Here is a 13083-nt window from a genome sequence, read left to right as displayed (position 1 = left end):
GGGTGTCTGATGTTTGTTGCCAATATTGGCAAACTGATTTTTCTTGTGTTGATTGCGCTGATCGTTCTTGGCCCCGAAAGCGGCCCATCGCAGCGCACGCCGTAGGTGAGGCTATGCGTCGAACGCGGGCGGCTGGAATAGCGTTCGTGCCGAGCCCTGGTGAACCTATTCTAACGAAGCTTCGCCGTACGTTACGCGGATGCAGTTCGAGAAGCACCGGCAAGCCGATCCGACCAAACAAGCCGCCACTGATCACGATTATGAGGTGGAAAATTTAGGAGCAAGGTCAACCAGCAGCAGACCCTAGAGGTACTCGATTCAGCGAAAGTCACTTGGGATCGTTGACCACATCGAGTGCACGTTTGGTCAAGCGGTGTGTTCGCTAGCGACAGTCAGGCGAATCTGACGATCTTCACGCAAGTGAGATGCCGTCGTCAGTCGGTATCGCACAAGTTGCGCTGCGGTTGAAATTCCAAAGATATTGCTGTGGTTTGATCTGCATCAATGGGACTACGCCCTGTGTGGACCAGGATATGCACATTCTCTGAGATGTGCGATGAGCAGTGAAAATGTGAAAATTCACGTCATAGGCCATAGTGTGCTGACAGCGTTGGGTTGGGTTCCGCTCGAGCTATCTCGTGTGGATCGCGCGCGTGCGGATTTGCTCACTCAGCAGAAAGGTAAGGTCACGGTCGAATATTGCGATCTGACTTCTGGCAGGACATGCGAGAGGCTCCTATGAGCGCAGCACAGCCGTTCTCGGCATTGGAGTCACGCGACCACACGCTGGATGCTTGCTTTCTTGGTCCCTATGGTGAGAACGACGCACTTCTGGAAAGGTTGATCGTCGAGTTCCTGCGCGACCACGTGTATTGGCGGCGCAATTTTCATCCGGAGGATCCACCGGCTATTGCCACCGGCGCAGCCCAACACCCCGACTACCTCGCTTTTGAATCGCGCATGCGTCGCGAGCTCCATCTTTTGTCCGCGGCACTGAAGAAATCAGTGCCGTTCCACAGCCCTCGTTACATCGGGCATATGGCTTCGGACCTTCTGTTACCAGGGCTGGCAGCACAGATACTGACGCTGCCGTACAACCCCAATAACGTCAGCGAGGACGCTGCGCCGGTCACGGTTGATATGGAGGTGCAGGTTGGACTTCAACTGGCACGCATGCTCGGTTATCCGCACGATCCGGTGCAGCCGGCCTGTGCCTTCGGGCATCTGACCTCGGGCGGTACGTTGGCGAACTACCAGGCGCTGCGACTCGCACTTGCGCTAAAGGCATTCCCGGTTGCGCTTCGTGCGGCGCGTGTGCCGCAACTTGAATTGCCACCAGATGATTGGAGCGCCTTCAATCTTTCTCATGCTGATGGCATCGCAGTTCTGGAAGCGTGGCAAACCTGGCTGGCGGCGCAGCCGCCGACCGAGCGGGCGCACTGGCTGAAACGAGTGGACGATGAGCGCGTCGAACAACGCGGTCTGGTCGGCTTCTTCGCCGCGCACCCGCAGCTGCGCGTGCCACTAGTGCTGGCGCCGGTAACCGCGCACTACTCATGGAGCAAGGGGCTGAAGCTCCTAGGCCTCGGGCGCGACCAATTGGAGCTTCTGCCGACCCGAGGCATGCGGTTGGATCCTTCTGCATTGCGGGGCACCCTGGAACGCTGCGTCCGCATCCGGCAGCCGGTGCTGATGTGCGTGGCAGTGTTAGGCAGCACAGAGTACGGCACGATTGATCCGATAGATGAGGTTCTAGCTGCACGCACGGAAGCTCAAGCACATGGGCTCGGCTTTTCGGTACATGTGGATGCAGCTTGGGGTGGCTACTTGGCCACGTTGTTCCGTAACGAGAATGGCACCCTGCGCGGGCGAGAAGAGGTAGCCACTGAGTACGTACAGTTCCCAACGCCAGCGGTGCATGCGGCATTTGCCGCACTGGGCGACACTGACTCGGCTACAGTAGATCCGCACAAGCTTGGTTACTTACCCTACGGCACGGGCGCCTTCATTTGCCGTGACCATCGCGCGATGGCGTTGCTGGCCGAGCGCGCTGACTACGTGTTCCATACCAGCACGCCCAGCGACTACCTGGCTCGTTACCGTAGCCTCGGCCAGTTCATTCCAGAAGGTTCCAAGGCTGGCGCGGCGGCGGCCGCGGCGTATGTGACCCACAAGGTACTGCCGCTGGATCACCGCCATTTCGGCCGCTTGCCGCGCGCCACCATACGTGCCGCCGAGGCGTTCTACGCACGTGCGCAGCGGTTTGCACTGGATCTGGCTGACTGCGTGCACGCGCTGGTGCCGTTCGCGCCGGACAGTAACTTGGTCTGTCTTGCGCTCAATCCGCGCGGCAACACATCGCTGGCTGGTGCCAATGCATTCGTCGGTGCGCTGCACGACACCTTGCGCTGTGATCCAGGCCAGCCGCTGCAATTGAAGGAATTCTTCGGCTCGGTAACCAGTCTGCGGCCGGAGGAGCTGGGGCTGGTGGAGACGGCACGCATTCTCAATGCCTTGGGGTTGGATCTGGCTACTCTCAATCATGACGGCGAAAACAGACGCCTGCTGATACTGCGTCATACGCTGATGAACCCGTACCTGATCGATCATGAGAACGGCATCAGTTATATCGATCGCTACTTTGAATTCCTCGGCCGGCGCGTGCAGTCGCTGACCGTTACTGACGCCTCTCGCCCGACGTTGATCAGGAAGGCGGGCATTGGATAGGATCCTGAAATTGGTCAATCCACAACGCGAGTTCGAACGATGCTGGGTGCACAACGCGCTGGCGAAGCTGGCGCAGGAGTCGGCCCGCTCGGCCGACACGCATCTACTCAAGCTTAACTTCCCCGGCTTTCACGGAATCGACTTCTACTTTAAGGACGAAGCCGCGCACCCCTCCGGTAGCCTCAAGCACCGGTTGGCACGCTCGCTGTTCCTGTACGCACTGTGCAATGGCCGACTGTGCGAAGGGCAAACCGTGGTCGATGCCTCCTCTGGCAGCACTGCAATTTCGGAAGCATGGTTCGCGCGATTGCTTGGACTACCGTTCATCGCAGTGATGCCAGAGGGTACTGCGCCAGGCAAGATCCGCGACGTGCATGCGCTCGGAGGCGAGTGCGACCTCGTCAATGACCCGTCGCAGGTACATGAGCGGGCGATTGCGCACGCGAAGCGCGGCGCCTGTCATCTTGACCAGTTCGGCCTGGCCGAGCGGGCTACCGACTGGCGTGGCAACAACAATATCGCAGAATCGATCATCGGCCAGCTCGTTTTGGAGCCCAGACCGGTGCCAGCGTGGATCGTCTGTGGTGCCGGAACTGGTGGTACCTCCGCCACCATCGGGCGCTACCTGCGCTACCGTCGGCTCTATACGCAGCTGTGCGTAGCCGAGCCGACGGGCAGTGGCTTTGTGCATGGCTGGCGCAGCCGGGATCCCAACGTCAGGGCAAGCCAGCCGACGTTGATCGAAGGCATTGGCCGGCCACGGGTAGAGCCAGGATTTTTGTTTGATTTGGTCGATCGGGTGATCGAGGTACCCGATGCCGCCTCGATCGCCGCCGCTTGGCTTCTGGAGGAGCTGTTTGGCCATCGCTACGGAGGCTCGTCCGGTACAAATTTGGTTGCTTGCCTGAAGCTTGCCGCATCGATGAGGGCCCACGGCGAACATGGCAGCATTGTCAGCCTGCTGTGCGACCGTGGTGAACGTTACGCGCAGACGCTGTTCGATCGAAAGTGGCTGGCCGCACGTGGTATCGATATTTCGACGTGGGACGCCGCACTGCGCTCTACCCTGCAAGATGGCCGCTGGCGCATCCCGGGCAATGGCGCGATATGAAACGCAATCAATACGTCTACATGCTGCCTGCCGTCATATGCCGCCGCGCCGATTCGAGAAAGCCGACATGTCGTTAGCCAACTTAGGCTTTGGCCGCTTCGGCAGGACCCTGTGCGATCTGCTCATCTACGATGTGCAGGATGGGCGTGCCTATGATTCCTGTATGGCGCTGCCTGCTAGGCCTGCCGAGGCCTCCGCAGCCGAGGAGGAGCGCGTGCGCTTGCTGGCCGAGCTGGAATTGATCCATCAGCAACTCATAGATCATGCCAGTGATGAGAGTCTGGCCATTCCCCAGCCACCGCAGGCATCGCCGTGAGCTTTCACAACCTGCGTAGCTTTCTCTCGCGACTGGAGGGAGATCGACAGCTAATCCGTGTGAATGAAGCGATTGATCCGTACCTGGAATCAACCGCGCTTAGCGAGCGCGCACTACGCGAAGGTGGCCCGGCATTGTTGATGGAGCGGCCGCTGGGTGCTTCGCACGCGCTGCTTGGCAATCTGTTTGGCCATCGCTCAAGGATCGAGACAGCGTTGGCCGGAAGGCCATTAGCATCCCTGCGTGAATTGGGGCAGCTTCTGGCTTCGATCAAGGAGCCGCGCTGGCCATCCAGTCTGCGCCAAGCCCTGGCGACATGGCCGGAGCTGGCGCAACTAGCCCACGTCGCACCTCAGTACGTGCATGAGGCTGCCTTCGAGTACGAAGGTGTAGAAGGCGGCGACATCGACCTCTCGCGCCTGCCAATCCAGCATTGCTGGCCCGGGGATGCAGGGAAGCTGATCACGTTCGGCCTAGTGGTCACCCGTGGCACGCGCAAGGCACGGCAGAATGTGGCGATCTACCGGCAGCAGGCGATCGGAACGAATCGAGTAATCATGCGTTGGCTGCCGCATCGTGGGGGTGCGCTGGACTATGCCGACTGGGTTGCCTCGCATCCGGAGCGCCCATTCCCTGTGCTGGTGGCGGTCGGGGCTGATCCGGCGACAATGCTGGCGGCGGTGGCGCCGGTGCCAGACACGTTGTCTGAATTCGAATTCGCCGGTTTGCTACGTGGCCAGCGCACCCGCGTATGGCGCAGCGAGCTGACCGGCCTTGATGCGCCGGCCGGTGCCGAAATACTGTTGGAGGGTTTCATCTACCCGGGCGACACCGCGTTGGAGGGGCCGTTCGGTGACCACACGGGCTACTACAACGCGCAAGATCACTTTCCCGTATTCACGATCGAACGCATGCGCTTGCGCCGGGACGCGATCTACCATGGTAGTTATATGGGACGCGCGCCGTACGATGAGCCATCTGTGCTATCGATGGCGTTGAACGATATCTTCGTGCCGATTCTGCAGAAGGTATTTCCGGAGATCGTCGATTTCTTCCTGCCGCCGGAAGCATGTTCCTATCGCATCGCGGTGGTCAGCATCCGCAAACAGTACGCTGGTCACGCACGGCGAGTGATGATGGGCGTGTGGTCCTATCTGCGCCAGTTTACGTATACCAAGTTCGTGATCATCACTGACGACGACATCGACGTACGCGACTGGTCGGCCGTGATCTGGGCAATTTCCACCCGTGTCGATCCAGCACGCGACACGATGCTGGTCGAGAATACTCCGATCGACTATCTGGATTTTTCGAGCCCTTCCGCCGGCATCGGCTCGAAACTCGGTCTCGATGCGACCAACAAATGGCCGTCCGAAACGGTGCGTACATGGAGTAGGCCGATCGTGCCGGATGCCGCCGTTGCACAGCGCATTGACGTGATGTGGGCCGCAATGCAGGCCACCCGCGTGGCCGGTTAGGCGTCGCAGGCTTCCAGCTCAAGGGCTCGCAGTGGGCGTAGCGGTCCGCGAGCTCGACCTGCATTGTGCGGTAGGGTGCTTCCACTGGCCATGGCGGAGTGCCAACCATGCCCACTGTGAAAGTACCGACTGTGCCGAACCGCAGCGATGTCGGCGAGCATGAGTTTCACCAAGCCAACTACCCTATCTGATGACCATGCCCGATTTGACGCACATCAAGGCAACTGCTACCTGCACGCGCCATGATGCGGTCTGTTCGATTTCCCAAGGTGCGTGCGTATGCAACTGGTCTGTCCCGCAGGCAATTTGCCGGCATTGCAGGCGGCAATTGATGCCGGTGCGGATGCGGTCTACGCGGGCTTTCGCGATCAGACCAACGCGCGTGCCTTCCCTGGTCTCAATTTTAGTGACGAAGAGCTGAGTGCAGGGATCGACTACGCGCATGCGCGTAGTCGCAAGGTCTATCTGGCGCTCAACACCTATCCAGATAGCGTACGGCTGGCGCACTGGCAGGCGGCTGTGGACAAGGCGGCGGAATTTGGTTGCGATGCGATCATTGCGGCTGAGATGGCGGTGCTCGACTACGCCACACGTACCCATCCAGGGCTGGCGCGACATCTATCGGTGCAGGGTTCGGCTACCACTGCGCCCGCGTTGCACTACATGTACGAGCGCTTTGGCATCAGTCGTGCCGTATTGCCACGGGTACTTTCTATCCAGCAGGTGGAGCGACTGTGCATGAATTCGCCGGTGCCTTTGGAAGTCTTCGGATTCGGCAGTCTATGCATCATGGTTGAGGGGCGCTGTCAGCTGTCGAGCTATGTCACTGGTGCTTCGCCGAACCGTCACGGCGTGTGTTCGCCGGCCAGCTTTGTACGCTGGGAGGAGGAGCAAGACGGCCGACGCAGTGTCCGCCTGAACAAGGTGCTGATTGACCGATTTGAGCCCGCGGAGCCAGCGGGCTACCCCACAGTGTGCAAAGGACGCTTTGACGTCGGCGGTGAGGTATTTCACGCACTTGAGGAGCCGACCAGTCTCAATACCTTGGAGTTGCTTCCTCGGCTCGCTCAGGCAGGGGTGACGGCTCTGAAGATCGAGGGCCGCCAACGCGGTGTGGCCTACGTGAGTTCGGTCACTCGCACTTGGCGTGATGCACTGGATCGTTACCACAGATCACCGCAGGACTGGCAGCTGCAAGCGGACTGGCAACGCTCGCTGTCAGCACATGCCGAGGGTCACCAGACCACGCTCGGCCCCTATCACCGTCATTGGCACTGAACCGATGAATACGATGAAACTAAGCTTGGGACCATTACAGTATTTTTGGCCCCGCGAGCGCACTTTGGCCTTTTACCGTGAGGCAGCGCAATGGCCCATTGATATCATCTATCTCGGTGAGACCGTATGTAGCAAACGGCGAGAGATGAGCACTGGGGGCTGGATCGCACTGGCTGCGGAACTTAGCGAGAGCGGTAAGCAAGTCGTGTTGTCATCATTGGCACTGATCGAAGCCGAATCTGAACTCGGCGCACTAAAACGGTTGGTCAGTGACGGTAACTGCTGGATCGAGGCGAACGATCTCTCCGCAGTGCAGTTGTGCCGCGAGCGTGGCGTGCCCTTCGTTGCCGGTCCATCGCTCAATGTCTACAACCATCGAGCACTCGCATTACTGATGGAAGATGGTCTGCATCGCTGGGTTCCTGGCGTGGAGCAGGGCGAAGTGCTGTTGCGTGAGCTTCGCGCGGCGATGCTCGCTGAGAACCTCACGATGCCGGAACTTGAGGTGATAGCGTTTGGTCGACTGCCACTGGCTTACTCAGCGCGCTGCTTCACCGCGCGTGCCCTAGATGTTGGCAAAGATCAATGCGATTTTCGTTGTATTGAATACCCCGATGGCATGCCGCTTGCCACTCGCGAGGGTAGACCGTTCCTACGCATCAACGGCATCCAGATCCAGGGCGAGGAAGTCACCGATCTCGGTCCCCAGTTGCCTGCACTTCGCGAACTTGGCGTCGACGTGCTTCGTTTATATCCGCAAGTTAGTGGCATGGCCGATGTCGTGGCGCACTTTCACCTTGCGCGTCGCTCGCCAGTGGCGCCGCCGCGGATCGGTATACGCAACGGCTACTGGCACGGCGAGCCGGGAATGCAGATGCTCCACACCGCTGTCTGAGGGCAGCGGTGTGGGCAGGCGCAATCTTCTCGTCGATCAAAACGCGTAAAGCAGCACTGCAAAGAAATGGCATGTTGTGCCGGCAAGGACAAACAGATGCCAGATGAAATGGCTGTATCGAATCCTACCGTCTAGCACGAAGAACACCACGCCCAGGGTATAAGCCAAACCGCCAGCTCCGAGCCAAAGCAGTCCATTTGCCGACATGTGTAGCCACAGCGGCCGGATGGCGATCATCACCACCCATCCCATGGCGACGTACATAAGGGTGGACACGCGTGGAAATCGCGGACCTACCATGGCCTTGAACACCAGCCCCGCCAGAGCCAGGCTCCAGATTACGCCGAGCATGGTCCAACCCCAGCCTCCGTGAAGCACGCCCAAGGTGATTGGCGTATAGGTTCCAGCGATCAGCAAATAGATGGCTGCGTGATCCAGCGCTCGGAAGATGGCCTTGAGCCGTTGGTGTGAGATTGCGTGGTAGAGGGTTGAAGCAAGATAGAGCAGGACGGCGCTGCTGCCGAATATCGCCGCTCCCACGATCGCCGAGATGCCACCCACGTGCTGCGCATGAATGACCAGGATGGGTAGGGCGGCGATAGCCAGCAACAAGCCAAATCCGTGACTGAGACTGTTGGCGATTTCCTCGCCGAGGGTTTGGTGCCGCGTGATGGCGCTGACTGACGTTCGTGGCATGTGATATTGGCCCTTGCTATGAATTTCAAAATGAATCTATTTGTGCGGCACGGAAGGGACAGATCTGATATCAGAGTCCCTGTCATCAGCCGGGTTTGGAGCGCAGCTCATCGGCTCGACTGAGCTGCCGCCACCGTAGCGATCGCCAGATTTCAGCAAATGCAAATGGTAGGGATAGTCTTGCAAGGGGTGACACGTGGGTGCCCCCGCCCAGGCAGCTGATAGCTGTCAAACCCGCGCAAATACCAAGCTAGCGTTGGTGCCACCGAAGCCGAAGCTGTTGGACATCACGGTGTTCAACGTCGCCTGACGCGTCTCTCGCAGGATGGGAAATCCCTCGACGCGCGGATCAAGCTCGACGATGTTGGCGGACCCTGCCATAAAGCCATCCCTGAGCATCAATAGGCTGTAAATTGCCTCATGCACGCTCGCCGCGCCGAGCGAGTGCCCCGTCAAAGCCTTGGTTGAGGAGATTGCCGGTACGGATTCTCCGAATACCTCGCGGACAGCCCTCAATTCCACAATGTCGCCCATCTGGGTGGCGGTGCCGTGGGTGTTGAGGTAGTCGATTGGCAACGTCACGCCCTGCATTGCCATCCTCATGCAACGCACTGCGCCTTCGCCTGATGGCGACACCATATCGGCTCCGTCCGAGGTCACCCCATAGCCGACCAGTTCGGCATGGATGCATGCTCCCCGCGCCTTTGCATGCTCGTATTCCTCCAGCACCAGCATGCCGCCACCGCTGGCGATGACGAAGCCGTCGCGACCCGCATCGTAGGGGCGCGATGCGGTTTGCGGCTCGTCGTTATAGTTACTGGACAAAGCGCCCATCGCATCGAACTGCGCGGTCATACCCCAGTTCAGTTCTTCGCCGCCACCAGCAAACATTACATCCTGCGCACCATGACGGATCAGGTCTGCTGCCGCGCCAATGCAATGGCCCGAGGTGGCACATGCCGCGGCGATCGAGTAGCTCAGGCCGAGAATGCCGAAAGCGGTGGCGAGTGTTGCTGACACTGTGGAACACATCGTGCGGGGTACCATGTATGGACCGATCTTACGTACACCCTTCTCGCGCAGAAGGTCAGCAGTCTCAATCTGCCACTGTGCTGAGCCACCGCCGGAGCCGGCGATCACACCGCTGCGCGGATGGCATATCTGTTCGATGGCAAGACCAGCATCGGCAATGGCCGCTCGCATCGCCACGTACGCATTGGCCGCTGCATCACCCATGAAGCGTTTCAACTTACGGCCTATCACCGCATTGAGATCGATCTGCGGCACGCCGGCGATTTGGCTGCGTAAGCCGCGAACGGCATATTCTGGAACGGCGCGAATTCCGCTGCGTGCTTCGCTCAGTGCGCAAGAGACAGCATCCGCGGCGTTGCCAAGGCAAGACACGATGCCCATGCCGGTTACCACTACGCGGCGCATCAGAAGCCCTCCGTCGACTGGAACAGGCCAACTCGCATGTCGGTGGCTACGTATATAAGCCGGTCATCGACATACGTTTTGCCATCTGCAATCACCATGGACAGCTTTCCACGTAGCACTCGGCGGATATCGATCTCATAGCGGATTAACTTTGCACTCGGCAATACCTGTCCGGAAAACTTCACTTGGCCCACGCCAAGCGCCCGACCGCGACCGGGCTCACCCAGCCATGGCAGGAAGAACCCACTGAGTTGCCACATCGCGTCCAAGCCAAGACAGCCTGGCATCACAGGGTCACCGTCGAAATGGCAGCCGAAAAACCACAGGTCAGGCCGGACATCCAGCTCTGCAAGGATGACGCCCTTGCCGGAAGCGCCACCATGTTCATCAATACGGGTGATGCGGTCGAACATCAGCATGGGTGGCGACGGTAGACGAGCGTTGCCGGGACCAAAAAATTCACCGCGGGCACAGGCAAGCAGTTGAGCGTAGTCGAACGAAGAAGGTCGGTTCATGGCCATGTTTGCAGAGGAAGACCTAACCAGTCTGCGAGGCTTTCCACCCGGGCACCATGACGCTGGTCAAGGGGGTGCAAACATACGCCAGCGTCTGTTTTAGGCGTGCGGCACAATCGCGCAGTCAAGCTGGCATGACGGCATCGGTGCGATAGTGAGCCCCGAGACTGTGAGTGCGCGATAGGGCTGCCTCAAGCACCCGTTGTGCGAGGCGAGCCTGCCAACCTTCATCGGCCCAAGCCAGACATGCCTTCAGCGCGTTCTGCAAGCCAGTTGCCTCACGTTCCGGTCCTGCGGTCTGCCATAGCAACATGCGCAGAGCTTCCAGCCGCGACTGTGGCAGGCTCGCGGCACGCCCAACCCAGCGATATGGACCGCTGCTTGCTGCTCGCAAATCCATGGTGGCCAACATCAAACCCAGGCGTTGACCACACAGCACGCCTTCGAGCAGCGAGTTGCTGGCCAGTCGGTTAGCGCCATGCACGCCGCTGCAGGCTACCTCACCGACGGCATACAAACCGGGCACACCTGTACGGCCATCTGCATCTGCCGCAATTCCGCCCATATGGAAATGAGCCACTGGCGTCACCGGTATCGGCTGCAGTCGTGGATCGATGCCTTCGGCAAGACATGCCGCCAAGACGGTGGGAAAGCGCCGCTCCCACTCACCATCCACTTCGCGTGCATCCAACCATGCGGAGCCGTCATCGCGGCATGCCTGCCACACGCGACGGGCCACCACATCGCGCGGTGCCAAATCACCCAGCGGATGTTGATCGGCCATCAACAGCTGACCGGTAGCGCCGTACAGACGCGCGCCGGCACCGCGCAGGGCCTCGGTGATCAGCGGCAAACAATGGACGCCCGCAACGTTAAGCGCGGTCGGATGAAATTGAACGAACTCGAGGTCGCGAGTTCGCGCGCCGGCGGACATGCCTAGCGCCAAACCGCTGCCGTCTGCACCGGGAGGATTACTGGTGCGCGCATACAACGCACCGATACCACCGGTGGCCAGCACAACTGCGGCGGCCTCCATTTCATGCCGATGGCCGCGCGTATCGTGGGTACACACGCCGCAGACAGCATCGCCGCGCAGCAGTAGTCCATCCACGTCCATATCGCCGCGCCACTGGATATGGGATGACTGTTGCGCGCGTTGACGTAACGCCTGAACTAGCGCCACACCACTGGCATCACCGCCTGCATGCACGATCCGTGCGGCAAGATGTCCGCCTTCGCGGCCAAGGTGCAGATGTCCGTCCGCATCTCGGTCGAATGCAACGCCCTGCGCCTGCAGCCAGCCGATGGCCGCCGGTGCCTGCGAGCAAAGCCACTGCACCATCGCAGCATTATTGTGGTGCGCCCCGGCGGTGAGTGTGTCGAGGGCATGCATGGCGGGGCTGTCACTTGGATCAAGAGCGGCAGCGATACCGCCTTGCGCCAGCGCGCTGGCCGTGCCGCTGCCATCATGTGCGCGGCAAAGCAGGCGTACCGGCGTTGGCGCCAACGCCAGCGCTGTGGTCAGTCCGGCTGCACCACCACCCACCACCACTACAGGTGGCCTTGCGCGCGTCATATCGTTTCCTGCCGGCCTATCGCAAGCATCCGCATCAGTGCCGTCCTGGCCCGTACAGCGATGTCAGTGGGCACCCTGACCTCATGCCGCAGGTCGCGCAGACAGGTGTAGATTTTCTGCAGGGTGATTCGCTGCATGTGCGGGCAGAGGTTGCATGGCTTGATGAATTCGGTGGCTGGGAACTGTGCACGCAAGTTGTCCGCCATTGAACATTCAGTGATCAGTGCCACGCGTTCCGGCCTTTCCTTAGCCAGCCAGCGAACCATCGCGCTGGTAGAGCCGACGAAATCGGCCTCAGCCCATACCTCTGGGGGGCACTCGGGGTGTGCTATCAGTTTGGCGTGGAAGTATTCGCGTGCGTGCCGAGCCTGTTGTGCAGTAAATTTTTCGTGTACCTCGCAGCGGCCGGTCCACAGCAACAGCTCCACCTTGGTCTTGCTCGCGACGTAATTTCCAAGGAAGCGGTCGGGCAGGAAGATCACCTGGTTCGTTCCCATCGCCTCTACTACTTCAACCGCATTGGCCGAAGTGCAGCAGGCATCAGACTCAGCCTTCACTTCAGCCGAAGTGTTGACATAGCTAACTACGGGTACTCCAGGATATTTCGCTCGCAAGGCGCGCACGTCAGCAGCGGTGATCGACGCAGCTAGTGAACAACCGGCCTCTAGATCAGGTATCAAGACCGTCTTTTCCGGGGCCAGGATCTTTGCGCTCTCAGCCATGAAATGGACTCCGCACAGCACAATCAGGCGGCCCTCACAGTCCGCCGCCGCCTGTGCCAGTGCGAGCGAGTCGCCGGTGACGTCTGCCACGCCGTGAAAGATCTCAGCTGACTGATAGCTGTGCGCCATGATCACGGCGCCACGCTGTTTCTTCAGCCGGTTGATAGCCTCGATCCAGGGTAGGTGAAATGGCCATTCAAGGCAGGGCACCAAGTGTTCGAGGCGTGCACCGAGTTCGGCATATTCATGCTCAAGTGCGTCACGCCAGATAGGCAATGGCAACGTGTCGGGGTCGGTCATGGCGATCCGCAGAGGGAATGTAGGAGAAACAC

11 protein-coding genes are annotated in these 13083 nt (G+C 59.9%); 6 read left to right on the top strand and 5 right to left on the bottom strand.

Annotated elements, in window-relative coordinates; genetic code table 11:
- Nucleotides 1-738 precede the first annotated feature (738 nt).
- The 6 genes from B0E46_RS00260 (at nt 739) to B0E46_RS00235 (ending at nt 7805) form a co-directional block, all read left to right on the top strand.
- The gene (locus tag B0E46_RS00260) at nt 739-2727 is read left to right on the top strand and encodes a pyridoxal-dependent decarboxylase (protein WP_077445415.1); all 1989 of its coding nucleotides are present in this window, start codon (nt 739-741) and stop codon (nt 2725-2727) included.
- Complete coding sequence (locus B0E46_RS00255; protein ID WP_077439594.1) at nt 2720-3838, top strand: PLP-dependent cysteine synthase family protein; 1119 nt, start codon at nt 2720-2722, stop codon at nt 3836-3838. Before B0E46_RS00260 ends, B0E46_RS00255 begins: the two co-directional genes overlap by 8 nt.
- 67 nt (nt 3839-3905) lie before the next feature.
- Nucleotides 3906-4154 carry a hypothetical protein gene (locus B0E46_RS00250; protein ID WP_139350364.1) on the top strand — a complete coding sequence of 83 codons (249 nt, stop codon included), beginning with the start codon at nt 3906-3908 and terminating at the stop codon, nt 4152-4154.
- On the top strand, nt 4151-5632 hold the full coding sequence (locus B0E46_RS00245; RefSeq protein WP_077439596.1) for a UbiD family decarboxylase: 1482 nt from the start codon (nt 4151-4153) through the stop codon (nt 5630-5632). The genes B0E46_RS00250 and B0E46_RS00245 overlap by 4 nt, the downstream gene beginning before the upstream one ends.
- Before the next feature lie 279 nt (nt 5633-5911).
- Nucleotides 5912-6910, top strand: coding sequence for a peptidase U32 family protein (locus B0E46_RS00240; RefSeq protein WP_077445413.1), 999 nt, complete (start codon nt 5912-5914; stop codon nt 6908-6910).
- Between the two features lie 4 nt (nt 6911-6914).
- Complete coding sequence (locus tag B0E46_RS00235; protein ID WP_077439598.1) at nt 6915-7805, top strand: U32 family peptidase; 891 nt, start codon at nt 6915-6917, stop codon at nt 7803-7805.
- Nucleotides 7806-7841: 36 nt separating this feature from the next.
- Here the strand turns inward: B0E46_RS00235 and B0E46_RS00230 are convergent, their stop codons facing one another.
- The 5 genes from B0E46_RS00230 to nadA form a co-directional block, all read right to left on the bottom strand.
- Nucleotides 7842-8501: a hemolysin III family protein gene (locus B0E46_RS00230; RefSeq protein ID WP_077439599.1), complete on the bottom strand. Its 660-nt coding sequence runs from the start codon at nt 8499-8501 to the stop codon at nt 7842-7844.
- Nucleotides 8502-8729: 228 nt separating this feature from the next.
- Complete coding sequence (locus B0E46_RS00225) at nt 8730-9938, bottom strand: beta-ketoacyl synthase N-terminal-like domain-containing protein (protein WP_077553713.1); 1209 nt, start codon at nt 9936-9938, stop codon at nt 8730-8732.
- Nucleotides 9938-10453 carry a 3-hydroxyacyl-[acyl-carrier-protein] dehydratase FabA gene (fabA, locus tag B0E46_RS00220; RefSeq protein ID WP_077445554.1) on the bottom strand — a complete coding sequence of 172 codons (516 nt, stop codon included), beginning with the start codon at nt 10451-10453 and terminating at the stop codon, nt 9938-9940. Before fabA ends, B0E46_RS00225 begins: the two co-directional genes overlap by 1 nt.
- 124 nt (nt 10454-10577) lie before the next feature.
- Nucleotides 10578-12029: an FAD-dependent oxidoreductase gene (locus B0E46_RS00215; protein WP_077553712.1), complete on the bottom strand. Its 1452-nt coding sequence runs from the start codon at nt 12027-12029 to the stop codon at nt 10578-10580.
- On the bottom strand, nt 12026-13051 hold the full coding sequence (gene nadA / locus B0E46_RS00210) for a quinolinate synthase NadA (RefSeq protein ID WP_077439603.1): 1026 nt from the start codon (nt 13049-13051) through the stop codon (nt 12026-12028). The genes B0E46_RS00215 and nadA overlap by 4 nt, the downstream gene beginning before the upstream one ends.
- Nucleotides 13052-13083: the final 32 nt, after the last annotated feature.

Source organism: Rhodanobacter sp. B04 (genome assembly GCF_002001125.1).
Classification (GTDB): domain Bacteria; phylum Pseudomonadota; class Gammaproteobacteria; order Xanthomonadales; family Rhodanobacteraceae; genus Rhodanobacter.
Note: the sequence above shows the minus strand (reverse complement) of the source record. Positions and strands in the feature narration are given on the sequence as shown.

Excerpts from the sequence above, each read along its gene's own strand:
- nadA (WP_077439603.1), bottom strand. The coding sequence starts at position 13,051 with ATGACCGACCCCGACACGTTGCCATTGCCTATCTGGCGTGACGCACTT.
- B0E46_RS00240 (WP_077445413.1), top strand. The coding sequence starts at position 5,912 with ATGCAACTGGTCTGTCCCGCAGGCAATTTGCCGGCATTGCAGGCGGCA.
- B0E46_RS00235 (WP_077439598.1), top strand. The coding sequence starts at position 6,915 with ATGAATACGATGAAACTAAGCTTGGGACCATTACAGTATTTTTGGCCC.
- B0E46_RS00215 (WP_077553712.1), bottom strand. The coding sequence starts at position 12,029 with ATGACGCGCGCAAGGCCACCTGTAGTGGTGGTGGGTGGTGGTGCAGCC.
- B0E46_RS00260 (WP_077445415.1), top strand. The coding sequence starts at position 739 with ATGAGCGCAGCACAGCCGTTCTCGGCATTGGAGTCACGCGACCACACG.
- fabA (WP_077445554.1), bottom strand. The coding sequence starts at position 10,453 with ATGAACCGACCTTCTTCGTTCGACTACGCTCAACTGCTTGCCTGTGCC.
- B0E46_RS00250 (WP_139350364.1), top strand. The coding sequence starts at position 3,906 with ATGTCGTTAGCCAACTTAGGCTTTGGCCGCTTCGGCAGGACCCTGTGC.
- B0E46_RS00230 (WP_077439599.1), bottom strand. The coding sequence starts at position 8,501 with ATGCCACGAACGTCAGTCAGCGCCATCACGCGGCACCAAACCCTCGGC.
- B0E46_RS00225 (WP_077553713.1), bottom strand. The coding sequence starts at position 9,938 with ATGCGCCGCGTAGTGGTAACCGGCATGGGCATCGTGTCTTGCCTTGGC.